Source organism: Parafrankia sp. Ea1.12, assembly GCF_900465275.1.
In the GTDB taxonomy this organism is placed as follows: domain Bacteria; phylum Actinomycetota; class Actinomycetes; order Frankiales; family Frankiaceae; genus Parafrankia; species Parafrankia soli.
In genome coordinates this window covers 20,544-44,704 of the sequence record NZ_UBIZ01000266.1, presented here as the reverse complement: position 1 = coordinate 44,704, position 24,161 = coordinate 20,544, and the positions used below count along the sequence as shown (strand labels likewise).

The following is a 24,161-nucleotide window of genomic DNA, read 5'->3' as shown; positions in this document are numbered from 1 at the left end:
GGTCGGGAACGTGCGCGATGACAGGGGGCGGATTCGTGCCCGCCCCGATCGAGGTCGTCGCCCGGGTCGCGTCGGCGTCCGCCTCGGGGCCGGCGCCGGCCATCCGACGTTCGCTGGCTGTCCGACGTTCGCCGGCCAGCTCCGCGCGCAGGCCGTCTCCGGTCAGCATTGTGAGGAGGGCGTGGGCGTCGGGGCGGTCGTGCGGTGACTTGTCCAGGGCGGCGAGCACCGGTCGGAGCAGGCGCTCGGGGATGTCGCTCAGGTCGGGCCGCGCTGAGCTGATCTGTAGCGCCACGATCTCCTGGGTGTCGCCGCGGAAGAGCCGGCGGCCGGTCGCGGCGAACCCGACGCAGAGGGCCCAGGCGTGGACGTCCGCCGCGGGTCCCGCGGTGTGCCCGCGGATCTGCTCCGGTGCCATCCAGGCGACGGTGCCGACGACCTCGCCGGCCCGGGTGTAGCCGCTGTAGTCGGCGGAGCGGGCCACCCCGAAGTCGATGACCTTCGGGCCGGACCAGGACATCACGATGTTCGCCGGTTTGAGGTCGCGGTGCACCACGCCGGCCTGGTGGATGGCGACGAGCGCCTGGGCCAGCCCGACGGCGAGCGTGTCGAGCTGGCGGTCGACCAGCGGGCAGCCGTCGTTCACCGCCGCGTTCAGGCTCGGGCCCTGCACGTACTCGGTGGCCAGCCATGGCTGCGGGCCGTTCACCTCGGCGTTGATGACGCGGGCGACCGTGGGGCCGAGCACGCCCCGCGCCGCCGACACCTCCGCCCGGAACCGGGCGCGGAACTCCGGGTCGGTCGCGTGCTGCGGGTTCGGGACCTTCACCGCGACCGGCTGGTCGTCGGGGCTGAACCCGAGGTAGACGATGCCCATCCCGCCGGTGCCGATCCGGTTGTACAGCCGGTAGGGGCCGATGACGCGGGGGTCGGAGTCGGTCAGCGGGCGCAGCACGGCCCACCTCCGCGCGGCCGGAGCCGGGCCGCTGCCACCGCGCCGCTACCGGCTACCGTCGCCACCGCGCCGCTACCGGCCACAGCCGGGTCCGCGGTCGAAGCGCAGCCGGTAGTACTCGGCGGCCGCCGGATGCAGCGGGACGTAGCAGAACAACGGGCTCTCGTAGACGGTCAGCGCGTCCGGGACGCGTCGGCCGGCGGGGTTGTCGCCCCACAGGGCCCGCTCGTACTCGGCCGGATCGCCGAAGAGGTCGGCCGTCGCCCGCCGGACCAGCGCCGGGTCGGCCTGTTCGTGTGCCAGGACGCCGTTGGGCAGCGAGACGGTGTCCACGTCGGTCATCCCCGGGTAGTCCCGTGGCCCGAGGTGCCCGGGTGGGAAGACCGTGCCGGGGAAGTACCGCCCAGGCGGGTGGTAGACCTTCTCCCAGTCCGCCGCGATCGCGTCGCGGAACTGCGCCAGGTCGAGGACCTGGAGTTTCACGCCATTGGCGAGCTCGGTCCGGATGCGCTCGGTGCCGGCGCCGCCGGCCCAGAAGACCGCGTCCACCGCACCGGCGACCAGCAGCCGCAGCCCGTCGTCGATGGAGGAGTCCTCCAGCCGGGGGGTGCACGTGCCCGGCAGGCCGACGCGGAGGAGCACGGTGCCGATCTGGCGGGTGCCCGAGGCCGCCGGCCCGGCGGCGATGGCCCGGTCGCAGAGGTCGGTGAAGGTTCGCACGTCCGCGCCGGTGCCGGGCGGGCTGCTCCCGGGTGCGCGGACGATCACGTGGAGGAGGTCGTCGTGGGCGGGCCCGAGCGTGCGCAGCCCCTCGACGAGGTGGCCGCCCCGCTGGGGCGAGAACTGGTTGACCGCCGACCCGGCGTCCACGGTCGTGCCGAGCTGGGCCAGCGCCAGCGAGCACGTCCGGTACTGCTGTTCCTCCAGGTGGTAGATGTTCTCCGCGGAGCCGCCGGTCGGGACGACCTCGACGTCCCAGTGCTCGGGCGCGGCCTGCAGCCGGGTGCGCAGCACCCGCGCGAACCGGTTGTAGGGCGATCCCACCTGGCCGGTGAAGATCTTCACGTCGTGGCAGGACGTCGCCTGCCGCTCCGGTGGCCAGGCCGTGCCCGGCGGGTCGTCGCGGGCGGTCAGGCCGAGGCCGACCGCCACCGCGGCGGAGAGCGCCACAAGGCCGACGACCGTGGCCCGCTGCAGGGTCGTCAGCGTTGCGCCCGACTGGCCGTGCCCCGACCGGCCGAGCCTGGATTCCGTGGGCAACCCTCGTCCTTCCGCGTCCGATCGCGTCTGCTGAGCCCGCGACGACCCGAAATCGCGCCGTCCGTCGTCCTCCGCGTACTGTTCGTCGCCGAACAACGGCGGGCGCCCGCCCGGCGTGGCCGGCGGCCACGCGATTTCCGGGGACGCCGCGAGTTGTCTCCGGAGAACGACCGTCCGTACCCGACACTGTCCGGAGCGGACACGTCCGAACCGGACGCCGAAACGTTGCGCCGCAGGCTATCGACCGGCGATTAACCGGCAGTCAACAGCCGGGTCCGGGTCCTGTCCCGCGCTTTGGGTGTCGAACACCGGACACCTGGTCACAGCGCGTCGCACTGATGGGACATCCCGGACATACCGGGGCGCCAATGGTGATCACAAGGTGGTGATCAGGGCGCTGTCAGCCACAGCTGGACCCCGTCGACGTCCGCCGGCCCGGCGCCGGCCAGGCCGGTCACCAGCCGGGCGAGCTCGTCCCGGTTCGCGCTCGGGCCGAGGATCACCGCGGCGGGCGCGAGCCGGTCGAAGGCGGCCTGCACGGCGGGATCGGCCAGCACGGCCGCCGCGTCCGACCGGCCCTGCTCGACCGCGACCAGCGCGCCGTTGAGCGGGTCGGTCCACGCGTTGAAGACGGCGCGCCCGTCCGGCCCCGGGACGGTGCAGTAGCAGCCCGGGAGCCGGAACCGGTAGCCCGCCTCGGCCTGCCAGAGCATCGCCTCGGTGCGGGCCGGATAGGGGTAGGGCAGCACCAGCGCCGTCGATCCCTCGGGAACCGCGCGGACGGCGTCGCCGGTGAAGAAGGCGGGCGTGGCGGCCGGTGTCGCCACGTGGCTGCGCGGCACGAGCGGCGCCAGCATCACCGCGGTGAGCAGCACGAGCCCGGCCCGGGTGACCGGCCGCGGGAACCGGGTGGACGCGGCGACGCGGGTCAGGCCCACCGCGAGGACGATCGCCACGGACATCGCCAGGTACAGCGCGAGCCGGGACGGGAGCGCGCTGCTGATCACCGGGAGGTTCTCCAACGGCAGCCAGGGCAGGCGGATGCCGGTGACCCGTCCGTCCACGTGCAGGTGGCCGCCCAGGGAGAGCAGCGCCGTCACCGCGCCGAGCGGGGCGAACACCGCCACCAGCGGCTCGCGGCGGAACCGGATGGCGACCGCGGCCACCCCGAGCAGCAGGGGAAGCCCGAGGTAGCCGGTCACCTCGACCGCGTTGCCGGTGAAGCGCAGGCTGTGCCGCAGCGCCACGTCGGGTGCGATCCGCTGGGCCGGGGTCGGTGTGACGAAGGTCAGCAGATCGGACACCGCGACGTTGTGCGGCTGGATGTTGCCGTGGACCCGCTGGTCGCCGAGGAACTGCGCGGACAGCGGCCAGGCGAGCAGCGCCCCGGCCGTCGTGCCGCAGGCCGCCAGGCCCCGCAGCAGCGCGCCCGCCCGCGCGCGGACGGCGGCGCGGTGGGCCAGCCCGGCGATGGCGAGCCCGAGCGCGCCGAGCAGCGCGGCGGTGGCCAGGACCTCTTCGCTGATCATGGCCTGGGCGGCGACCGCCAGGCCGAGCAGCACGCCGGTGCGCCCCGGTGGGCGCCGGCGCACGATCAGGTCGTCGAGCAGGAGCAGCAGCAGCGGCGGGAAGACCGCGAAGGTGAGATGCAGGTGCCCGTACGACTCGCCGATCATGTACGGGCCGAAGCCGTAGAGCAGGCCGGCGCCGGCGGCCGGCGGCGCCGGCACCCAGCGCCGCAGCACCCAGAACAGGGCGAACGCGGAGAGCGCCGGCGCCAGTGTCAGCAGCAGGGTGAGTGAGACGACGGGGCCGAACAGCGCGGTCACCGGCGCGGTCACCAGCCCGAGCAGCGGGACGGGCGTGCTCCACAGGATGTTCGTGCCGGTCGGGGCGTTCAGGTACGAGGTGACGAACGGGTCGATGCCTGCGGACAGGGCGTGCGGGACCCAGCCCAGGTACCACGCGAACAGCACCGAGTCGCTGTAGCCGTAGACCACGCCGCCGGGATCGGCCCACGCGGCACGGAAGACGGCGACGGCGAGCGCGAGGTACCCCGCGAGGACCGCCGCCGGGACCAGGCCCGCGCGGCCCAGCGGGCGCCGGCGGCGCCGCTGACGTCGGTGCCGGTGACTCGGCCGCGGCCCGTCCCGCCGCGCACCGGCGGGGACGGGATCAGCGGGGACGGGATCAGCGGGGAGGGGGTCGCCCGGCTCGGCGGGGTCAGCGGGATCCGCCGCGGTGCCGGTTGTCCGCACGGTTCCCCCTCGCTGCGCGCCGTCGCGCCACTCGGGGCCGGGCGCGCCCCCGACCCGGGAGCGATCTATCGTGACCAGACCCGGTTATGCCCGCATCGTGCCGTTGTGTGCAGATCTGACCCTAGTCGGCCGGCGCGCGATCTTTGTCGCCACGTGTGACGTTCTACGGGCGCAAAGACACTTCTGGCTACCCCCGTTCAGGTATCGGCCATGCCGAAGTCACGTGGGGTGACCGTTCCTCGGTGGGCGCTCCCGGGTCGCGCCCATCGGTCATCGGGCTACTCGCCCGTCTCGTCAGGGTGTGCGCCGGCCTGCTCGCCGCCGCGGGGCCCGGCGGCGTGCCACTCGGCGACCAGGGCCGGCCACCTGCGGTAACGCGCGACCGCGTACCGGGGCGAGACGATGCCGCGGGGGTCGAACACCGCGGCCGGGTAGCCCAGCTGCGCCCGGTAGCCGCGCTCGGCGACGATCACCCGCCCGCCGAGCCGCGCCACGCCGATCACGCAGGGACATCTCGTCCACCGGGGCAGCCGCGCCGTCACCAGCAGGGACGGATCACGCCAGGCGTAGAGGCCGCACACGCAGTCGTCGCCCGGCAGGCGGTCGTGCTGCTCCTGCCCGGAGTCGTCGGTGCGCAGGCAGTGCGCCTCGGTCAGGCCGTCCGGGCGCCACAGCAGGAACCCGGGCGGGAACGGTGACCAGGGGGTCCAGGCGGGGCGCAGCAGGCCGTCGGAGTCGACCGCCCACTGGCGCCACCCGAGCAGGCTCACCGTGGGATCGGCACGCGGCCGTCCTGCCCCGCCTGCCCGGTGGGGGCCGGCTCCTTCTCCGGTTCGGCCGGTACCGGTGGTGCGGTGGCCGGTGGTGCGGGGACCGGCGCGGGAGCCGTCAGTGGCTCCTCGTCCGGGAACCCGATCGGTTCGTCCTCGACGATGCGTTCCGGCTTGCCGACGTCGCCCATCAGACGACGGTCCTCCGGGATTCCCGCTGGGGTCAATGCCCCGATTTGCCTGTCTCGCCGGGGCAGGGGGGCTACCCGGGACACTCGGCTCGGGGCCCCGTGGAGCGCTTCGACCTAGGCTGACCGTATGAAGGTTCGCATCGGTGTCGGGTTCGCCGCCGTCCCCGGCCGGGAGTTCGCCGCCCGGGTCGACACGGCCGAGGCACTCGGTGTGGATTCGTTGTGGCTTTCCGAGCAGCTCTCCGCCGCGAGCGTCGACCCGCTCGCCGGCATGGCGTATGCCCTGGGCCGCACCAGCTCGATCAAGGTCGGCACCGGGGTCGCCGTCCTCCCCGGACGCAACCCCGTCCTGCTGGCCAAGCAGCTGGCCACCATGGCCGCGCTGGCGCCGCGGCGGGTCCTGCCGGTGCTCGGGCTCGGGCCGGCCCGTCCGGCCGAGCGTGACGCGTTCCCGGTGCCGGCCGGGCGGCGCGGCGCGGTGTTCGACGAGGCGCTCCAGCTCCTGCGCCGGATGCTCGCCGAGGAGACGGTGACCTTCCACGGCGAGTTCTTCGACGTCACCGACATCGGGATCGGGGACCGCCCGGCCCGTCCGCTCGACATCTGGCTCGGCGGGGCGGCGCCGGCCGCGCTGCGCCGTATCGGCCACTACGGGGACGGCTGGCTGGCGAGCCTGGTCGACCCCGTCGAGGCCGCCGCGGGCATCGCCGTGATCAACGCGGCCGCCGCGGAGGCCGGGCGCGAGGTCGATCCGGAGCACCATGGGCTGAGCCTGCGGATCGCGTTCGGTGAGGTCCCCGCGGCGACGGCGGTGGCACTGCGGGGGCGGCGCCCCGGGCGCGACCCCGCCGACCTCGTCCCGCGCGGGTGGGCTCAGGCGCGCGAGCTCGTCGCCCGGTACGTGGACGCCGGGGTGAGCAAGTTCGTCGTGTACCCGCTGATCGACTCCGCCGGCTGGCCGGAGTTCCTCGACGGGTTCGCCCGCGAGCTCATGCCGTTGGAGACCTGACCGGCTCCCTGAGCAGCGCGGTCAGGTGATGGAGACGCCGCCGTCCACGACGAGGGTCTGCCCGGTGACGTAGCCGCCGGCGTCGGAGGCCAGGAAGATCAGCGCGGCGGTCAGCTCCTCAGGGTCGCCGAAGCGGCCGGCGAGGATCCGTGCCGACTGGCTCTCCAGATACCCGGGCCGGTACTGATCGGTCATCTCGGACTCGAAGAACCCGGGCGCCAGGGCGTTCACGCGGATCCCGCGCCGGCCCGTCCACTGCTGGGCGAGGTCGCGGGTCAGCCCGAGCAGGGCCGCCTTGCTGGCCGAATAGGCGGCCTGCGGGAGGCCGGCCGTCGTCAGGCCGAGCACGCTGGAGATGTTGATGATGCTGCTGCCCGGCCGCATGACGGCCGCGGCGGCCTGGGCCATCCAGTAGCAGCCGTTGAGGTTGACGTCGATGACCGAGCGGAACTGCTCCGGGGTCTCCCGCAGCGCCGGGTGGGCCGAACCGATCCCGGCGTTGTTGACCAGGATGTCGACCCGCCCGAAGGTGTCCATGGCGGCCGTGACGAGGTTCCGGCACGACTCCGGGTCGGCCACGTCGGTGCCGACGGCGACGGCCCGGCGGCCCTCCGCCTCGACCAGCGCGGCGGTCGCGGCGAGCCGGTCGGTGCGCCGGGCACCGAGAGTGACGTCCGCGCCGGCCTGGGCGAGCCCGCGGGCGAAGCCGACGCCGATCCCCGACGAGGCCCCGGTGACGATGGCGACCCTGCCGTCGAGGCGGAATCTGTCCAATACCGACATCTGTTTCCCGCCTTCGTGCGACCGGCGATGACATACCCGGACGGACGGTGCGTGCCCGCAGGGTGAGCTCGGCGCGCGCGTCCCGGATCTCAGGATTCTCGGCTCCGCGGCGACCGGCCGCGACTGGTCCGCGTACGAGCGATCGGGACGGGGCAGAAAGAGGAGGACGGCACCCGGATCACGTGGTACGGGCAGGTCGCCGCGTGCGGGCGACCGAAGAGATGGCGGGCCGGATGCGTGAACCACGAGCGTTCGACAAAATCAGGTCTCTTCGGTACTTCCCCTTTCTGGTGTTTCCCATCACAATCGTGGCCACCATCCTCGGCGGTAACTCGACCGGGACGGCGCCGGCGGAGGAGGAACCGTGGAGCAGGCTGAGGGACGTCGACTTGCCGCGCGGACAACGTCGGGAAGTCATGTGATCGTGGGCCTACGCGCGGGTGACGCCGGAGATCTCGCCGATGTCCTGCTCGCGGCGGAGCTCGCGGCGCGGATGGGTTCCCGCTTAGTCGTGGTCGCCGTGCGTGACCGATGGACGCGATGGGCCCGGTGGTCGGCCGGGATGTACGGAGCCTTCGGCATGGAGGGCGTCGCCTACGCCTCCCGCAGCGCCGAACAGGAGGTCGACGACGAGTTCCAGCAGCGCGTCGCCGACGTCGTGGGCCTGGTGAACGTCGACTGGACGCTGGAGTGGGTCAGCGGCTCCTGCGAGCGGGCGGCCCTGCGCTACGCCCGCCGGAACCCCACCGCCCTGGTCATGTTCCGGCCCCCGTCGGCCCGGTAGCCGCGCCTGTTCGGCCTCCGTTCAGCCTTCGTTCAGCGGCCGCCGGCGACGTCCAGGATCGCGCCGGTCGTGTAGGACGCGGCCGGCGAGCACAGCCAGGCCACGGCCTGGGCGACCTCGTCGGCGGTGCCCGCACGGCCGATCGGGATGCTGCCCGCCATCCGGGCGGGCCGCTGCGGCTCCCCGCTGCTGATGTGGATGTCGGTCGCGATGATCCCCGGGCGCACCGCGTTGACCCGCACGCCCTCGCCCGCGACCTCCCTGGCCAGGCCGAGCGTCAACGTGTCGATCGCGCCCTTGCTCGCCGCGTAGTCGACGTACAGCCCCGGGCTGCCGAGCCTGGCCGCCGCCGACGACATGTTGACGATCGACCCGCCGGCGCCGCCGTGCCGGGTCGACATCCTGCGGACGGCCTCCCCGGCGCACAGGATCGACGAGACCGTGTTGACGGTGAACATCCGGGTCAGCCGGCCGGCGGTCATCTCGTCCACCCGCATCTGGCGGTCGACGATCCCGGCGTTGTTCACCAGGACGGTGAGCGGGCCGAGGCGGTCGGCCGCGGTGAAGACCCCGGGGATCTGCGCCGGATCGGCCAGGTCCGCGGCGACGGCGGCGGCCCCGGCCGGCGTGCCGAGGGCCCGCGCGGCGGCGTCGCACTCCCGGACAACCTCCTGCGCGGCGGCCTCGTCCGAACGGTAGGTGACGCAGACCGTCCACCCGGCCCGCGCCAGCAGACGGGCGCAGGCGGCACCGATGCCCCGGCTGCCCCCGGTCACGACGGCGACCCCCCTGCCCGCGTCCGCCTGCTCCGGCTGAGTCATCGCGGTCATCACGACCCTCCCGATCAGCCGGGGATCTCCCCGGCGGCCCCGGCCTGCGTTCCGGGGCCCATTTTCCATCGGGCGGGGCTCGTGCCCGGCGCTCAGGCGGCGGAGCGGGCCAGCAGACGGCGGCGGCGCGGCCGCGGGACCGGCGCGGTGAGGGCAGGCCCGGTGAGCGCCGGCCCGGTGAAGGCAGGCGCGGTGAGGGCAGGCGCCGGAACGACGGGAGCCGGAACGACGGGAGCCGGAACGACGGGAGCCGGAACGACGGGAGTGGGGACGGAGACGGGAACGGGGATGGGGGCGGAGGCGCCGCCGGCGATGACGCGGTAGGCCCGGACTTCCCCGACCCGCCCCTTCACCGGCCGCGGGTCGAGGGGGACGACGACGTCGGCGGGCAGCGCCGCCGCGGTCGCGGCGCTCACGATCGTGACACCCGCCTCCGCCATCGACTGGAGCCGCTGCGCGAGGTTCATCGTGTCCCCGACCAGCGTGTACTCCCGGTGCGCGTCGCAGCCCAGCAGGGCCGCCGCGACCTCGCCGGTGGAGACCCCGACGCCCAGCCCGAACGGCTCCAGACGGCGCCTGGTCCACCGCTCGTCCAGGCCGCGCTGGCGCCGGTGCATCGCGGCCGCGGCGCGCACCGCACGCTCGCGGTGGTCGCTGGTCGGGTCCGGCGCGCCGAAGACAGCGATCACCGCGTCCCCGGCGTACTGCAGGACGGTGCCGCCCTCGGCGAGGATCGCCGCGTTCATCTCCCGGCGGTGCTCGTCGAGCTGGTGCGCCAGCACCATCGGGTCGGTGCGCTGCGCGATGCCCGAGTAGCCGCGGACGTCCGACATGAGCACGGTGACGACGAGGCGTTCGGCGCGGCTCGCGGCGGTGGCGTCGTCGCGCAGCTTCTGCGCCAGGCCGCTGGGGAGCAGCCTGGTCAGGGCGACGTCCTGTTCCTCGCGCTTCATCAGCGCCTCGTGCAGCATGCGCAGGCGGCGCAGCGCGCCGGCCTGGCCCGAGCTCGCGCCCTGCGCGAGCCGCAGCAGCAGCGCGTCGATCGCCGCGTTGACGGCGGCCGGGGTGTCGCCGTGGTCGGCGGCGATGGCGGCCACGGGGCGCCCGTGGGCGACGTCGCGCAGCAGCTCCTCCTGCTCGCGGGTCAGCGTCCCGGCCTCGCGGACGGGCGTCATCACCGCGGCGACGATGTCCGGGTCCAGCATGGAGCCGCCGCCGGCGACCTCGCGGATGGCGCGCGCCAGCAGGTCGGGGTCGGCGACCCGCTCCTTGAGCAGGTAGGCGTAGCCGGACAGGCCGTCACGCAGCAGCGTGATCGCGTAGTCGGGCTCGTCGTACTGGGAGAGCAGCACGATGCCTGTCGCCGGGCTCGCCGCCCGGATGCGCTGGGCCGCCCGGACCCCCTCGTCGGTGAAGTCCGGCGGCATCCGGATGTCGGTGACGACGACCCTGGGGCGCAGCCGCGCGGCTGCGCGGACCAGCTCGTCGTGGTCAGCGGCGACACCGATGACCACGATGTCGGCGACGCGGGAGAGCAGCGCCCGCACGCCCTCCCGGACGATCAGGTTGTCGTCGGCGAGCAGCACGGTGATCGCTCCGGTGCTCCCGGTCTCGTCCGTTGGTCGGTGGCTGCCTGGTTCGTGGCCTGGTGTGGTGTCGCCCGCCGTGCCGTTGCGCGCCATGGCTCCATTCAGCCCGGTTCGCCTACACCGTCGCCAGCAGGCCAGGGTCACCCGCGCGGGGGTGCTGGCACCACCTTCGGTGGGCCGACTGCCCCCACCGGCGACGGCTCGCAGGGGCCCGGCAGGGTCCTGGGCTGGGCTTTCGCGGCTTAGGTCGGCCCTCGGCGCCTGCCGGGCGCGCCGGGGCCACCCGCTGGGCCCGAACGAGCCGTACCAAGGCCGGGGGCGGTGACCCCATCGCGATCGGGGGGCTGGCACCACTGCCTTTCCGGGCCGAAACGCCGACACTCGGACAGGTCGCGGCCCACGCCCGTCGAGGCCGCGCACAGCCGGGGACGGCGGCGCCCGGGAATTGTCGGACCTGTCGGCGACACTCAGGGCGTCGTGTCCGTGGTGCCCAGCGTCATCGGTCGTCCGGCGGTAACGGTCGCCGAGCGAAATCGGTTGCCGTGTGGCGTTGGTTTGCCGAGTGTTGGTCCACGGGGGCGGCTGCCGGGTGTCACGTCCGGTGCGGTGGGCCCGTCCTTGTGGCGGGTCCGGAACGCGTCGACGAGGAGGGAAACATGGTCGGGGCTCCTTCGGCCGCGCTGCCACGGCAGCGACCCGCGGCCGTACCGGTGGCGTTGCCTGGGCTGATTCCCTTCGCGCCACCACCAGCCGCCGCGTCCGCGCGCCGCGCCGCCGCGCCGCCCGCCGGCGCGGCGCACGGCCTGGGTGACGCGCCGCCCGCCGGGGCGGGGGCCGTGGCCCGGCTCGCCCGCGTCGGGTCGTGGCCCTCGCACGCCTTCGAGCGGGTGCGCCCGCGGTGGGCGGGAGTGCGGCTCGGCCTGCTCGCCTACACGGTGGGCCAGGTCATCCTGCTCGGGCTGCTCTACGTCGGCTACAGCCTGAGCCGGCACCTGGCTACCGGCCGCGAGCCCGACGCACTCGGGCACGCTGTTGACGTCTGGCGGCTGGAGCGGTTCCTGCGCCTGCCCGACGAGGCCTCGCTGCAGGGCGTCGCGCTGGCGCACCAGTGGCTGCCGCACGGGGCGAACTGGTACTACGTCGGCGTCCACTTCCCGGCGGCCATCCTGCTGCTGGTGTGGGTGTTCGCCCGGCACCGCGACCACTGGCGCCGAGTCCGCAACGTGATCATCCTGGCGACGGGCGCCGGCCTGGGGATCCACCTGCTCTACCCGCTCGCGCCGCCGCGTTTCCTGCCACGGGTCGACTCGTCGGTCGGCCTGGTCGACACCGGCATGCTCTTCGGGCCGTCACCGTACGGGAAGGGCAGCGGCGGGGTCGCCAACCAGTACGCCGCGATGCCCAGTCTGCACGTGGGGTGGGCGATCCTCGAGGCGTGGGCGGTGGTCACCATCCTGCGCCACCGGATGCGCTGGCTCGCGGTGATCCAGCCGCTGGCGACCGTCGCCGTGGTCGTGCTGACCGCCAACCACTTCTGGCTGGACGGCATCGTGGGCGGCGCCCTGGTCGCGGGCGCGGTGCTGCTCGTCGGCCGCCGTCGCCCGGTGCCGGAGCAGCCCGCCCTGGTGAGCCTCGGGTTCCGGCCGTCCGTGGCCCCGCGGCCGGCCGCATCCGCGGGGTCCGCGGAGGTCTCGGCTGTGTCCCCGGGTGTCTCGGTGGTGCCTCCGGCGGTCGTGCCCGCGGAGCCGGTCGTGCCCACGCAGTCATCAGCGCCCGCGGAGCCGGCGGTACCCGCGGAGCCGGCGGTGCCGTCCCAGCACGGGCTCGAGAGTCCCGGAACCGGGAATGCCCCGGGGGACAGGCCGACTGCGCACACCGATCCCGTGTCGGCCGTGACGTAGCGTGACACGGCCGTGGGAGTCCCGCGGCCACCCGGATCTTCGGAGGTAGTGTGGAGACCGTCGACGTCGTGATCGTCGGGGCGGGGCTGGCCGGGCTCTCCGTCGGGATCTCAGATCCTGACCGTGCCACCGGTTCCCGGGCACCTGGGCACGCTGACCTCGGCACCTGCTGACATGATCGTGGCGCGGTCCGACTGATACCCGTTTGCGGTCGAACGTCCCGCGCCCTCCGGGCTACCATGTGTCATTGCGTGACACGTCGTTCACGATCTGGGGGTAGTCGTTGGCGGGCTATGCCGACGTGCCGCCCGGCAGTCTGCTGGACGCCGCGCCGGACGCGATCGTCGGCGTGCGCCCGGACGGGCGGATCGCGCTGGTGAACGCGCAGGCCGAGCGGCTCTTCGGGTACGACCGGGACGAGCTCGTCGGGCAACCGATGGAGATCCTCGTCCCGGAGGCGTTGCGCGGGGCGCACCCGGCCCGCCGCGGCGCGTACCTCTCCGACCCGCGGCCGCGGCCGATGGGCGCGGGCGTGGAGCTCGCCGCGCGCCGCCGGGACGGCACGGAGTTCCCCGCCGAGATCTCGCTGTCGGCCGTCCAGACCGCCGAGGGCATCTTCGTCACGGCCGCGATCCGGGACGTGACGAGCCGCAAGCGGGCCGAGGCCATGTTCCGCGGCCTGCTGGAGGCGGCGCCGGACGCGATCGTCGGCGTGCGCCCGGACGGGCGGATCGCGCTGGTGAACGCGCAGGCCGAGCGGCTCTTCGGGTACGACCGGGACGAGCTCGTCGGGCAACCGATGGAGATCCTCGTCCCCGAGTCGGTGCGGCACCTGCACCCGCGGCACCGCACCCGCTACTTCGACGATCCGCGGCCGCGGCCGATGGGCGCGGGGATGCAGCTCGCCGCGCGCCGCCGGGACGGCACGGAGTTCCCCGCCGAGATCTCCCTGTCCGCGCTGGAGACCGAGGACGGGCTGCTCGTCTCGGCCGCGATCCGGGACGTCACCGACCGGCTGGAGGCGCAGGCGGAGCGCGAGCGGCTGCGGGCCCAGGCGGAGCGGGAACGGCTCGAGGTACAGCTGCACCAGTCGCAGCGGCTGGAGAGCCTCGGCCAACTCGCCGGCGGCGTGGCACACGACTTCAACAATCTGCTCGCAGTGATCATCAACTACACGGCCTTCGTCGGTGAGGTCGTCGGAACCGCCGCCAGGGACCAGGGCGGCCGGTGGGAGTCCGCCCGCCGCGACATCGAGCAGGTCCAGCGGGCGGCCGACCGGGCCGCCCAGCTCACCCATCAGCTGCTCGCCTTCGGTCGGCGCGAGGTGGTCCAGCCGCGCCCGCTGGACCTCAACGGGGTCGTCCACGACATGGAGCAGTTGCTGCGGCGCACCCTCGGCGAGCATGTGGAGCTGCACACCTCCGCCCACCCGGGCCTGTGGACGGTGCTGGCCGACGTGGGCCAGATCGAGCAGGTGCTGGTGAACCTCGCCGTCAACGCGCGGGACGCGATGCCCGGTGGCGGCACGCTCACCATCGACACCTCGAACGTGAGCATCGACGACGAGACGGCGGCCGCCCGCCCGGGGCTGCGCGGCGGGCGCTTCGTGCACCTGCGGGTCAGCGACAGCGGGACGGGCATGTCGCCGGAGGTCGCCGCGCGCGCGTTCGAGCCGTTCTTCACGACCAAGACGAAGGGCGAGGGCTCCGGGCTCGGCCTGGCCACCGTCTACGGGATCGTCACCCAGGCGGGCGGGCACGTGGAGATCCTGTCGACGGTCAACGTCGGCACCACCGTCAGCGCGCTGCTGCCGGCCGTCGACGGCGCCGTCCCGGCGGCCGAGGAGCAGCTCGCCGACGGTGAGCTGTTCGGCGGCGAGACGATCATGGTGGTCGAGGACGAGCCGGCCATGCGCGAGCTCACCCGTCGCATCCTTGCCCGCAACGGCTACCAGGTGATCATCGCGGCGAGCGGGCCCGAGGCGATCTCGCTGGCGTCGACGACGCGGGAGGAGATCCACCTGCTGCTGACCGACGTGGTCATGCCGCAGCTGCTCGGCAGCGAGGTCGCCGAGCGGATCCGCCAGCAGCGGCGGGACCTGCGCGTCCTCTACATGTCCGGGTACGCCCAGCCCGTGCTCGCCCAGAACGGGACGCTCGCCCCGGGGCTTGCCCTGCTGACCAAGCCGTTCTCCGAGCGGGTGCTGCTGTCGAAGGTGCGGGAGGCGCTGGATGCCCCCGGCGGTCCCTTCCCCCCGCTCGGTGCGCCGCCCTGGCCCCGCGACAACTGACGGTGCCTACCCGCCCGCCTGGGACGGCGCCCGCGGCAGCCGCACCGCCGCGGACCACGCGCTGGTGACCGCGTCCGGGCTCAGCCGGGCGCCGAGGACGTCCGCGACCTGCCGCAGCCGCTCCAGCCGGCCCGCCGTCGCGGCGTCGGGGCGGAAGCCGTCGGCGTAGGCGACCCGCAGGGCCAGCTCGACATGCTCGGCACTGCTCCGCACCGCCACCAGCGCACGCGCCGGGCGCTCCAGCGGGTCGCTCTCCTGCAGCAGGAGCTGGACGGTCGCCAGCACGACAGCGACCTCCGCGAGCGCGGGCGGGGCGACGTCGATGTCCAGGCTGGTGTAGAGCCGGTCGACGAGGACCCCCTCCACCCGCTGGGTCAGGCCGAGCTCGAGCATCTGCCGGGGGCCGTTGCCGGGGCGGAACGGCGGCTGGGGCCGGTGCAGCGCGGCGGCGGCGTCGCGCAGGCGGGTCTCGATCTGGGTGATCTGCGCGGCGGCCTCGGCCGGCAGGCTCCGGCGCAGGCTCGCCAGCGACAGCAGGATGCCGGTGAGCTCCTGCATCGGCCCGTCGTGCAGCTCCTCGACGAGGGCCCGGTTCGCGCGCTCCTGGAGCGCGATCATGAGGAACATCAGACGGTCGGCGACACGTGCGTCGCCGGCCGTCCCGGACTGGGTCATCCGGTCCGCCGCTGGCGCCCACCGCCCGGCGGGTCATCGTCGACCGTGGGCCGGCCCGAGAGCCTGTTCACCGCGTCGAGCAGGTCGTCCGCCCGGAACGGCTTGAGCAGCACGGCGACGTCGTCCGGCGCCGGGTCGGTGGACGCGCCGCTGAGGATGAGGCACCGGCGCGGCACCAGCGGATCGTCGAGCCGCAGGGCGGCGAGCAGCTCGGTGCCCCGCTCGGCGCCGAGCCGCGTGTCGATGACCAGCGCGTCGAAGCCGAGCGGCCGCAGGGCGAGCGCCTCGGCGACGCCGCCCGCCGTCTCGACGGACCAGCCGCCGTCACACAGCACCCGGGCCGCCAGCAGCCGGATCATCTCCTGGTCGTCGACGACGAGCGCTCGTGGCCGGCCGTGGGTGCGCATCTCGCCTCCGCATGGGTTCCGCACACGCCACCTCGGTCGCCCCGAACCGGGGCCATCTCGCCGCCTGTCAGCCCGAACGGCGCCACCATACGGCACGACCCTGACACCGGACGGCGCAACCGGCGAAGTTGCATTTCCGATGTTCCGGGTTTTCGTCACAACGCGTGCTCGGCCTCGGTGTCCGCTGGCGTTGCGGCCTCGGTGACGGGGGCTGGCTCGGTGCCGGGGGCGCGCAGCGGCCTGGCGGGCGGGGAGGTGCGCAGCGGCTCGCCCGGAGGGCGGCCGTCAGGCCTGGACCGCTTCGCCTGATACATCGCCGCGTCCGCGAGGCGCAGGACGGCCTCCGGAGCGGCCGCCCCCCGCGACAGCGCGACGCCCACCGTGGCGCCCACCGTCACCAGCCGCCCGCCCGCGTGAATCGGCTCCCGGACGATCGCGGTGATCTGGTCGGCGGTCTGCCGGGCCACGGCCTCGACGTCCAGCCCGCCCGCGAGCGCGGTGGCGGGGCCGGCCAGCACCGCGACGAACTCGTCGCCGCCCACCCGGAAGACCTCACCCTGCTCCGGCAGGTTCCATGATCCACCCAGGCCGCCGCCGAACCAGGACGACGGGCGGCGGCGGAAACGGGGCCGCTCCCCGGCGCCCGCGGCACCGCCGGGAACGGGCGCCGTATCAGGCTGGCGCGGGCTGTTGTCGCCGCTGGCGTCGACCCCGCCGTCAGTGTCGCCGCTGGCGCTGCCAGTGCCGCCGCCGGCACCGTCTCCGCTACCGCTACCGCTACCGCTACCGGCGCCGCCGCCGGTCAGGACCCGGCGGATGCGCGTGGCGGTCACCCGCAGCACATGATCGCCCACCTCGTGGCCGAAGCTGTCGTTGACCGGCTTGAAATAGTCCAGGTCGACGAGCAGGACCGCGTACGCTGTCCTGCGCCGCGCGACCGCGTCGAGGTGCTCGGCCAGCGCGGCCCGGTTGGGCAGCCCGGTGAGCGGGTCGTGCCGGGCCCGCCGGCGCAGCTGCTCGGTGAGGCCGCGCCGTTCCCCGATCTCCCGGCAGGTCAGCACCGGGCCCCGGGCGCGGGCGGCCGGCGGCCGCGGGGCGCAGGCCGTCGCCTCGATGTCGAACCAGCGGTGGCTGCCGTCGCGTGCCTCGAGCCGGATGTCCTGCAGCGCCCGGCCGTCCGCCGCCTCGCCGGCCGGGCCGGCGAGGAACTCGCGGACCGCCGCCCGGTCCTCCGGGTGCACGTATCGCAGCAGGTCGTGGCCGAGCATCTCCTGGCTGTCCCGGCCGAGCAGCGGTTCCGCCGCGGAACTGACGAAATCCAGCCGGCCGCTCCGGTCGAGGAGGATGACGATGTCGTGCGCGCCGTGCAGCAGCATGTCGAGCTGCTCGAAGTCCTGGCGCACCGCGCGCTCCCGGCGCCGGTTGGCCACGGCCAGCCCGATGACGGTGACGCCGATGATCCCGAAGAGCAGCCCGTCGCCGATCGAGCGGTACTCCAGCAGGCTCAGCTGGAACAGGTCGGCGGTCTGGTCCAGCAGGACGTATCCGCCGCCCGGGATCGCCGTGGCGACGGCGATCGTGTCCGGCCGGCTCGCCGAGCGCACCAGGCCGGGTGTGCCGTCGCGGACCTGCTCGAGGTCGGCCGGTTCGACCAGCGTCCTGCCGACCAGCGCCTCGTCCCAGGACAGCACCGCCCGGCCGCGCACGTCGAGCACGGAGATGCCGCCTCGGCCGAGATCCCCGGACAGGCCGTTCATGGAGCGCAGCGTCCGGGCGGCGGGCAGCACGTTCGTCGGGCACAGCAGTAGCTGCGCCGCCGCGGACCCGCCGCGCAGGATCGGCACGATGGAGCAGATCCGGGAGCGGCCGTTGACGAGGATCATCGGGGTGAGCGCCCCTTTGCGGCTGGCGTCGAACCAGAGATCGTCGCCGACGGGTATCGGCACGGGCGTACCGGGCGGCTCGGTCGCCATCGGCCGGCCATCGGGAGCGACGACGGCCAGCAGCGAGCCCGGGCCGGCAACGGCCGAGGTCCCCATGACCCGCAACACCTCGGTCAGCGCGGCGGGGTTCCCGAGCGGCCAGGGCATCTCCGAGACGACCCCGGTGAGGCGCCCGGGGTCGCTCAGGGCATGGGCGTACTCGGCGACGTGGGTGACGAGCTCGACGCCGGCGTCGATCCGCTGCTTCTGAGCCCTGTCACGCGCCGTGGTCTCCATCGCGAGCCCGGCGGTCACGGTCCCCAGCAGCACCACGACGACGGTCGCTGACGGGATCGCCGCCGCGAGCCGGTGCCGCAGCGGAGCGGGCGGGCGAGTACCCCCTCGGCGCCGGACGGACGGCCGCCGCGGCGACGGCCGCCGGACTGACAGCCGCCGGACCGACAGTCGTCGGACCGACAGTCGTCGGGCGGACGGGTGCGCGACTGACAGACGCCGCGAGGACGGGCGCGCGGCGGGCGGGGGCGAGACGGACGGGCTCCCCGTGGCCGGCGTCCCGGGCGCCTGGGGCGCCGCCGGTGTCATCGGGGGAGTGGGCGCGACCGCCTCGGACGGGTCGGGCTCCGCCTCCGCCACCACGCCGATCGAGTACCGGGCCCGGCCGCGATCCCGGCGCCGACCGTGCCGGTGAGGCGGCTCGCCACGACGGTCAGCACCCGGTCGCCGGCCGCGTGCCCGTAGGTGTCGTTGATCGGTTTGAAGTGGTCCAGGTCGATGTACAGCAGGGCGAGCGCGCCGCCGGCCGGCTGGTGGCCGAGGGCGCCGGCGAGCCGTTCGTCGAAGGTCGCCCGGTTCGCCAGCCCGGTGAGCAGGTCGTGCCCGGCCTGGAACCCGAGCTGGTCGAGCAGGGACTTGCGCCGCTCGATCGAGTGGAAGGTCAGGATCGCCCGTGGCGAGCCCGTCTCGTCGGCGAGGCGCCGGGCCGACACGTCGAACCAGTGCTCGTGCCCGGCGGCGGACAGCAGCCGGACGTTCATCACGGTTGCCGGCAGCGGCTCGTCGAGCAGCGCGGCGACCCGTTCCGCGTCGCCACCGCGCATCAGATCGGACAGCGGCCGCCCGCGCAGCGCCGCGGGATCGTGGCCGAGCCGGGTCGCCGCGGCGGGGCTGACGTACTCGAGCCGGCCGGCGGCCGAGACGGTCATGACGATGTCGCGGGTGGCGGCCAGCAGCGAGCTCAGCTTCCCGTGCCGGCGCCGGGCGCGGGTCTCCTCGTGCAGCCCGACGACCGCGATCGAGAGCACCGCGGCCATCGTCACCACCAGCAGGGTGATGTTGCGGTGCGATCGCTGCTCCCGTAGTTCCGCGTAGAGCTGCGCGGTCGGCTGGACCAGGTAGGTCGTGTACCCGGTCGCCGGCTGGGCGGCGGCGACGTGGGTGTAGCCGTCTTCGCCGCCGGTCGTCCAGACCCGGGTGCGGTTGGTCGAGCGCCAGGCCGCGCTGAGCTCGGCGGGGTCGAGCACGCGGGTCCCGGGCAGCGAGAGGTCGGTTGAGACCACAGCGATGCCACGCGCGTCGATGGTGGAGACGGCGCCCTGCCCGCGTAGCCGGAGGAGCGTGCCCATGCCGGTGCCGAGCTGCCGCTTCGACTCCTCGGTGGACACGCTGACCAGGACCGCCCAGGGCCGCGGGCCACCGACCGGGATGACGGTGGCCCGCGCCGCGTGCCCGTTGAACGGGAAGACCGGCGAGACGGCGCTGCCGCCGCTCCACGCCGTCGACCAGGCCGGTCCGAGATCCTCCGGACTCACCGCGCCCTGAGCCGGCCGGACCGACAGGAGCGTCCCGGCGCGGTCGAGCAGCGCGACCAGCAGCGTGGTGTCGCCCGCCGGAGTGATCTGGAACTGGGCGGCGAGCTGGTGATTGCGGGCCTTGTCGTTGGGGTCGAACGCGGTGCGCTCGACGACGGCCCGCAGGCCCGCCGGGTCGTCGGCCGTCGACTCCCAGGTGGCCAGGTTGCTGATCAGACTCACCCGGTTCGCCAGCCGGTCCCGTTCGATGTCGGCCAGCCAGCGGCTGCCACCGGCCAGCGCGACCCCGCTCAGCGCGAGAATCGCGATCAGTCCGCTGACCAGCGGCCACCCGGCCAGCCGACCGCGGCCGAACGACCACCTGACCCAACGGCGCTCACGCCTGACCCGCCGCCGCTCGACCCGCCGCCGAGCGCGGTCGCCGGGCGTCATCCGGTGTCGCCGGTCGCCCATGGTCATCCGCTAGTTTCCATTCCCCCGCCGCTGCCGATGCGACGGCACCCCGCCGGGACCGTGTTTGGTGACGGTATTCGGTTTTGATCCGTCGAATCCCGGCAGGGGAAGAGCATACGAGTTGCGCCGCGGACTGTTTCACCCGACGGGTACCTGTGTGGTTCTTACACCGCCGGGCCCGGCCGGCCGAATTGCTCCAAGTGGGAATCGGACGCGCCGTCGCGCGCGTGTCGGGGTGTCTTTCGCCCGCGGCCGGGCCGGTGGGTCAATCGACGGAAGCTGTGTTACCGGCCACTTCGAGGCCGGTTCGGCAAATCGGGCCGGCGGCCCGGTACGGGGATGGCCGGCCGCGGGCGATACACCGGATACCGGTGGCGGCCGGGCCGGTGAACGCCGCGAATCCGGCGCCGGGCCGGGCCGGGGCGGGGCGGGGCGCCGTGCGGGCCGAGTCGGTGCCGCCTGCTTGCGCCCGCGCCATCACCCCGCGGTCGCGGCGGCGCGGGCGCCGCGGTAGCGCCGTGATGCCCGGTGCGACCGTGCGGAGGCACTGCGGCCACAGCGACCTCGTTGACATTCGTCCGAGCGTCTGTTTGTGATACTCACAGTGACCATTGTGTCTCCGTGTACCGGGCTCCTGGAGTCACCGTCACCACGGGCAGGCTCCTGTGGAGGACGTGCAATGCGCTGTTCGTGGCGTCGTCGCGGGGCGCCGGCGGGCCCGCCGGCGACGGGGGCCGGGGTGACCCTGCGCAACCGGTGGGCCGGAAGCTCGCCCGGCTAAACGGCGGTGAAGCGGTGGGGCGGGGCATTGCCGCCGGCACCGCTAAGCGGCCCTGTGGTAGAAACGATGGGTCGGAAAGTCGCCGTCCGTCCACCGCGTATATCACGAAGTCGTATATCACGAGCGCACGCATCCCGCGGCCGCATATCGGCGGCCGTGGCGGTGGCGCGGCGGCGATGGTGCCCGCGCGTGGCGGCATTGGGTGTGAGATGCCGGCAGGCGGGCGCCGGTGACATCTGTGCGTATCCGGTCGGCGTTCGGTTTGCCAGTCAGCATGCGCTGGTGTGCCGGCGTGCCGCCGGAAGTCCGTGGCTTCTACCGGCATCAATGCCGGCTGGGATTTTCCCGGGCACTTTTTCTGTTTGCGTGCCGTCGGTTGATGTTTCCCGCGTCGTCCGGTCGCGGGGCGGTCGCCCGCCGGGCCGCCTCGGCCTGATCGGCCTGATCGGCCTGACCAGGAGATCGGCGTGACCGGCCTGATCGGGTTGGTCCGTAGGGGCCGAATCGGCGCCGCGCCGTGGCCTGAAGGCGCGAACGGTGATTCACTCCTTCTGTGCCCTACCGTCGCACCACCGCAGTCGACGATCGGTTGGCCGCCGCACGTGAGCGACTGATCGTCGCGGCCACCGACCTGGTGGCGGACGCCGGGTGGGCCGGCGCGTCGGTCACCGCGGTCGCCGCCGCCGCGGACATGTCGGTCGGCTCGGTCTACCAGCACTTCCCGTCCAAGTCGGCGCTGGTAGTCGAGGTCTTCCGGCGGGCGGCCGACCGCGAGGCAACCCTGATCTCCGCCCTGGCCGCTGTGTCGACCGCCGCTGTGCCTGATGCCACGGCCCCGGGTGCCGCCGAGGCGCCTGCGGCCGGGGGCGATCCCGTCGACCGACTCGTCCAGGCGGTCGCTCTGTTCACCCGGCGGGCGCTGGCGCGTCGCGGCCTCGCCTACGCGCTGCTCGTGGCACCGTCGGACCCGGCGGTGGAGGCCGAGCGCCTGGACTTCCGCCGCCGGTACCGGGACGTGTTCGCGGCTCTGGTCCGCGAGGGCGTCGAGGCGGGGTCGCTGCCGGCACAGGACCCGATGGTCGCGGCGGCGGCGCTCACCGGCGCGATCGGCGAGGTGCTCGTCGGCCCGGTCTCGATGACCGAGGAGCTTCCCCGCGGCGGCCGCGAGGCCGAGCGGGTGGTCCGGGAGGTGGTGGCGATGGCGTTGCGGTGTGTCGGCGCGTGCCCGGTGGAACGCGGCTGGCCGTCCTTCTCGGCCGGTCCTGTCCCCGTGGCCGGGCAGGTCGCCGTGGCCGGGCAGGTCCCGGCGCCGGCGGGCCGTCCGCCCGGTGGCACCGGATGACGGCGGACGGCGGTGGCCCGACGCATCGCGTCACCAACCAACCACCGCCGCTGGTCGGCCACGACGTCGCCGAGGATCCCGCACTGCTGGAGGCGCTGGCCCGCGAGGGCGCCGCCGGTCACGCGGACGACCTGCACCGTCTCGGCCGGCTCGCCGGCACGGCCGAGGCGCAGCGATGGGGCGACGAGGCCAACCGGTGCCCGCCCGTCCTGCGCACGCACGACCGGTACGGGAACCGCGTCGACGAGGTCGACTTCCATCCGGCCTGGCACGAGCTGCTCCGCGTGGCCGTGGGCGCCGGGCTGGCGGGAGCGCCGTGGGCCGCCGACCGGCCGGGCGCGCACGTGGCCCGCGCGGCCGGGTTCCTCGTCTGGGGGCAGGTCGAGCAGGGCCATCTGTGCCCGGTGTCGATGACCTACGCCGTCACACCGGCGCTGCGGGCCGCCCCCGACCTGGCCGCGGCCTATCTGCCCGGCCTGACCAGCACCGTCTACGACCCGGGCCTGCGCCCGCCGCTGTCCAAGCGCGGCCTGCTCGCCGGCATGGGGATGACCGAGAAGCAGGGCGGCTCGGACGTCCGCGCCAACGAGACCACCGCCGTCCCGGCCGGGGACGGCTCGTACCTGCTGCGCGGGCACAAGTGGTTCACCAGTGCCCCGATGAACGACGTGTTCCTGGTGCTGGCGCAGGCGCCGGGCGGCCTGTCGTGCCTGCTCGTCCCGCGGGTGCTGCCGGACGGCGGTCGCAACCCCTTCCTCATCCAGCGGCTCAAGGACAAGCTCGGCAACCGCAGCAACGCCAGCGCCGAGCCGGAGTTCGACCGGACGCTGGGCCACCTGGTCGGAACGGAGGGCCGCGGGGTGCGCGCCATCATTGAGATGGTCGCGCTCACCAGGCTGGACTCCGCTGTCGGCGCGGCCTCCGGGATGCGCGCGGCGCTCGTCGCGGCGACGCATCACACCCGCCACCGCTCGGCGTTCGGCTCGCTGCTCATAGACAAGCCGCTGATGCGCAACGTGCTGGCCGATCTCGCGGTGGAGTCGGAGGCGGCGGTCGCGCTCGTGATGCGCGTGGCCGGCGCGGTGGACCGCGCCGAGCACGGCGACGAGGGCGAGCGTGCCTTCCGTCGTCTCGCGACCGGCCTCGCCAAGTACTGGGTGTGCAAGCGCCAGCCGGCCATGGTCGCCGAGGCGCTCGAATGCCTCGGCGGCAACGGGTACGTGGAGGAGTCGGGCCTGCCGCGGCTCTATCGCGAGGCCCCGCTCAACGGCATCTGGGAGGGCTCCGGCAACGTCAACGCGCTGGACGTCGTGCGGGCCCTGGGCCGCGAGCCCGCGAGCCTGGCCGCCTACGGCGCCGAGGTCGACGCGGCCGCCGGTGGCGACCGCCGGCTCGACACGGCGTGGCGTCGGCTCCGAGCTGAGCTGGACGACCTGCTCACCGGCACCGGCGGCGCGGCCGGCACGAGTAGGGCGGCGGGCGCGGGTGGGGCTGGCGGGGCGCCGGTGATCGAGCTGGTCGCGCGCCGGCTCGTCGAGCGGATGGCGCTCGTGCTGCAGGGCTCGCTGCTGGTGCGGCACGCGCCCGCCGCGGTGTCCGACGCGTTCTGCGCGGCCCGGTTGGGCGGGGACGCGGGCCTGGCCTTCGGGACCCTCCCACCCGGGCTCGACCTCGAGGGCATCCTGCGCCGGATCCCGCCCGCCACCGCCTGACGTCGGCTGACGTCGGCTGGCATCGCCTGACATACGAGGTCGCGGGCCTGCCTCCCGGCTTGACGCGGGCGGCCGAGGCCGCGACCGGGGCCGGCCAGGCCGGCCGTCCGGGCCGGGAGCCTGATCGCGTGGCCGTGCGTAAGCGATCAGACGTGTGCGGAGAGTGTGCCTGGAGGGTGTGACAAACGTCGGATATGACTCTGGGCGGTACGTCCCGTTCTATCCTGACTCTGGACAGTTTGTAGCGGTCCGAGACTCGCGCTACTGGAAACGCAATGTAGTGTTCGCGTAACGGAAGGTGACGGGCCACCTCCTGGGCTGGGCCCGCGTCGCCTGCCTCCGGGGGTGTGATGATCGTCTTCTTTCTCGCTGTGGCGTCCCTGGTGGTCGTCGCAGGCATCTTCGGGCTCGTCCGAGGAG

Annotated in this window: 19 protein-coding genes; 7 read left to right on the top strand and 12 right to left on the bottom strand. The window is 74.3% G+C overall.

Annotated elements, in window-relative coordinates:
- From FMEAI12_RS12280 to FMEAI12_RS12260, 5 genes are all read right to left on the bottom strand, one after another.
- Nucleotides 1-955, bottom strand: a 955-nt coding sequence (locus tag FMEAI12_RS12280) for a serine/threonine-protein kinase (RefSeq protein ID WP_146776687.1), incomplete at its 3' end; no start/stop codon positions are given.
- A gap of 72 nt (nucleotides 956-1,027) precedes the next feature.
- A complete protein-coding gene (locus FMEAI12_RS12275; protein ID WP_112106127.1) occupies nucleotides 1,028-2,215 on the bottom strand; it encodes a TAXI family TRAP transporter solute-binding subunit in 1,188 nt (395 codons plus the stop codon).
- Nucleotides 2,216-2,604: 389 nt separating this feature from the next.
- Complete coding sequence (locus FMEAI12_RS12270; protein ID WP_112106120.1) at nucleotides 2,605-4,473, bottom strand: hypothetical protein; 1,869 nt, start codon at nucleotides 4,471-4,473, stop codon at nucleotides 2,605-2,607.
- A 278-nt stretch (nucleotides 4,474-4,751) separates the two neighbouring features.
- Complete coding sequence (locus FMEAI12_RS12265) at nucleotides 4,752-5,243, bottom strand: hypothetical protein (RefSeq protein ID WP_112106119.1); 492 nt, start codon at nucleotides 5,241-5,243, stop codon at nucleotides 4,752-4,754.
- Nucleotides 5,240-5,434 (bottom strand): hypothetical protein, encoded by a 195-nt coding sequence (locus FMEAI12_RS12260; protein WP_112106118.1) that lies wholly within the window; start codon nucleotides 5,432-5,434, stop codon nucleotides 5,240-5,242. Before FMEAI12_RS12260 ends, FMEAI12_RS12265 begins: the two co-directional genes overlap by 4 nt.
- A gap of 127 nt (nucleotides 5,435-5,561) precedes the next feature.
- On the opposite strand from FMEAI12_RS12260, the gene FMEAI12_RS12255 reads away from it, so the two are divergent.
- The gene (locus FMEAI12_RS12255; protein WP_112106117.1) at nucleotides 5,562-6,443 is read left to right on the top strand and encodes a TIGR03854 family LLM class F420-dependent oxidoreductase; all 882 of its coding nucleotides are present in this window, start codon (nucleotides 5,562-5,564) and stop codon (nucleotides 6,441-6,443) included.
- 21 nt (nucleotides 6,444-6,464) lie between these two features.
- On the opposite strand, the gene FMEAI12_RS12250 is transcribed toward FMEAI12_RS12255, so the two are convergent.
- The gene (locus tag FMEAI12_RS12250) at nucleotides 6,465-7,226 is read right to left on the bottom strand and encodes an SDR family NAD(P)-dependent oxidoreductase (protein ID WP_112106116.1); all 762 of its coding nucleotides are present in this window, start codon (nucleotides 7,224-7,226) and stop codon (nucleotides 6,465-6,467) included.
- 364 nt (nucleotides 7,227-7,590) lie between these two features.
- On the opposite strand from FMEAI12_RS12250, the gene FMEAI12_RS12240 reads away from it, so the two are divergent.
- Nucleotides 7,591-8,010, top strand: a complete 420-nt coding sequence (locus FMEAI12_RS12240; protein ID WP_198541328.1) for a hypothetical protein — start codon at nucleotides 7,591-7,593, stop codon at nucleotides 8,008-8,010.
- Between the two features lie 32 nt (nucleotides 8,011-8,042).
- On the opposite strand, the gene FMEAI12_RS12235 is transcribed toward FMEAI12_RS12240, so the two are convergent.
- Nucleotides 8,043-8,831, bottom strand: a complete 789-nt coding sequence (locus tag FMEAI12_RS12235; protein ID WP_112106126.1) for an SDR family oxidoreductase — start codon at nucleotides 8,829-8,831, stop codon at nucleotides 8,043-8,045.
- A gap of 101 nt (nucleotides 8,832-8,932) precedes the next feature.
- On the bottom strand, nucleotides 8,933-10,522 hold the full coding sequence (locus tag FMEAI12_RS12230) for an adenylate/guanylate cyclase domain-containing protein (RefSeq protein WP_235013930.1): 1,590 nt from the start codon (nucleotides 10,520-10,522) through the stop codon (nucleotides 8,933-8,935).
- Between the two features lie 563 nt (nucleotides 10,523-11,085).
- Between FMEAI12_RS12230 and FMEAI12_RS12225 the strand changes: the two genes are divergently transcribed.
- The 3 genes from FMEAI12_RS12225 (at nucleotide 11,086) to FMEAI12_RS12220 (ending at nucleotide 14,620) form a co-directional block, all read left to right on the top strand.
- Entirely contained in the window at nucleotides 11,086-12,330 is a 1,245-nt protein-coding gene (locus tag FMEAI12_RS12225; protein WP_112106124.1) for a phosphatase PAP2 family protein, read from the top strand.
- A gap of 50 nt (nucleotides 12,331-12,380) precedes the next feature.
- A complete protein-coding gene (locus FMEAI12_RS39225; protein WP_255565688.1) occupies nucleotides 12,381-12,503 on the top strand; it encodes a hypothetical protein in 123 nt (40 codons plus the stop codon).
- 110 nt (nucleotides 12,504-12,613) lie between these two features.
- Nucleotides 12,614-14,620, top strand: coding sequence for a PAS domain-containing sensor histidine kinase (locus tag FMEAI12_RS12220; protein ID WP_112106114.1), 2,007 nt, complete (start codon nucleotides 12,614-12,616; stop codon nucleotides 14,618-14,620).
- A 6-nt stretch (nucleotides 14,621-14,626) separates the two neighbouring features.
- Here FMEAI12_RS12220 and FMEAI12_RS12215 read toward each other — a convergent pair whose 3' ends face one another.
- From FMEAI12_RS12215 to FMEAI12_RS38050, 4 genes are all read right to left on the bottom strand, one after another.
- On the bottom strand, nucleotides 14,627-15,295 hold the full coding sequence (locus FMEAI12_RS12215) for a histidine kinase (protein ID WP_112106113.1): 669 nt from the start codon (nucleotides 15,293-15,295) through the stop codon (nucleotides 14,627-14,629).
- A complete protein-coding gene (locus FMEAI12_RS12210; protein ID WP_071064067.1) occupies nucleotides 15,292-15,702 on the bottom strand; it encodes a response regulator in 411 nt (136 codons plus the stop codon). Before FMEAI12_RS12210 ends, FMEAI12_RS12215 begins: the two co-directional genes overlap by 4 nt.
- Nucleotides 15,703-15,857: 155 nt before the next feature.
- Complete coding sequence (locus FMEAI12_RS38055; RefSeq protein WP_235013929.1) at nucleotides 15,858-17,957, bottom strand: GGDEF domain-containing protein; 2,100 nt, start codon at nucleotides 17,955-17,957, stop codon at nucleotides 15,858-15,860.
- A 266-nt stretch (nucleotides 17,958-18,223) separates the two neighbouring features.
- The gene (locus tag FMEAI12_RS38050) at nucleotides 18,224-19,912 is read right to left on the bottom strand and encodes a GGDEF domain-containing protein (RefSeq protein ID WP_235013928.1); all 1,689 of its coding nucleotides are present in this window, start codon (nucleotides 19,910-19,912) and stop codon (nucleotides 18,224-18,226) included.
- A 1,364-nt stretch (nucleotides 19,913-21,276) separates the two neighbouring features.
- Between FMEAI12_RS38050 and FMEAI12_RS12200 the strand changes: the two genes are divergently transcribed.
- Both FMEAI12_RS12200 and FMEAI12_RS12195 read left to right on the top strand, forming a co-directional pair.
- Nucleotides 21,277-22,029 carry a TetR/AcrR family transcriptional regulator gene (locus FMEAI12_RS12200; protein ID WP_235013927.1) on the top strand — a complete coding sequence of 251 codons (753 nt, stop codon included), beginning with the start codon at nucleotides 21,277-21,279 and terminating at the stop codon, nucleotides 22,027-22,029.
- Nucleotides 22,026-23,741, top strand: coding sequence for an acyl-CoA dehydrogenase family protein (locus FMEAI12_RS12195; RefSeq protein ID WP_112106111.1), 1,716 nt, complete (start codon nucleotides 22,026-22,028; stop codon nucleotides 23,739-23,741). The genes FMEAI12_RS12200 and FMEAI12_RS12195 overlap by 4 nt, the downstream gene beginning before the upstream one ends.
- Nucleotides 23,742-24,161 lie beyond the last annotated feature (420 nt).

Excerpts from the sequence above, each read along its gene's own strand:
- FMEAI12_RS12210 (WP_071064067.1), bottom strand. The coding sequence starts at position 15,702 with ATGCGCACCCACGGCCGGCCACGAGCGCTCGTCGTCGACGACCAGGAG.
- FMEAI12_RS12195 (WP_112106111.1), top strand. The coding sequence starts at position 22,026 with ATGACGGCGGACGGCGGTGGCCCGACGCATCGCGTCACCAACCAACCA.
- FMEAI12_RS12235 (WP_112106126.1), bottom strand. The coding sequence starts at position 8,831 with ATGACTCAGCCGGAGCAGGCGGACGCGGGCAGGGGGGTCGCCGTCGTG.
- FMEAI12_RS12260 (WP_112106118.1), bottom strand. The coding sequence starts at position 5,434 with ATGGGCGACGTCGGCAAGCCGGAACGCATCGTCGAGGACGAACCGATC.
- FMEAI12_RS12230 (WP_235013930.1), bottom strand. The coding sequence starts at position 10,522 with ATGGCGCGCAACGGCACGGCGGGCGACACCACACCAGGCCACGAACCA.
- FMEAI12_RS12255 (WP_112106117.1), top strand. The coding sequence starts at position 5,562 with ATGAAGGTTCGCATCGGTGTCGGGTTCGCCGCCGTCCCCGGCCGGGAG.
- FMEAI12_RS12215 (WP_112106113.1), bottom strand. The coding sequence starts at position 15,295 with ATGACCCAGTCCGGGACGGCCGGCGACGCACGTGTCGCCGACCGTCTG.
- FMEAI12_RS12225 (WP_112106124.1), top strand. The coding sequence starts at position 11,086 with ATGGTCGGGGCTCCTTCGGCCGCGCTGCCACGGCAGCGACCCGCGGCC.
- FMEAI12_RS12250 (WP_112106116.1), bottom strand. The coding sequence starts at position 7,226 with ATGTCGGTATTGGACAGATTCCGCCTCGACGGCAGGGTCGCCATCGTC.
- FMEAI12_RS38050 (WP_235013928.1), bottom strand. The coding sequence starts at position 19,912 with ATGACCATGGGCGACCGGCGACACCGGATGACGCCCGGCGACCGCGCT.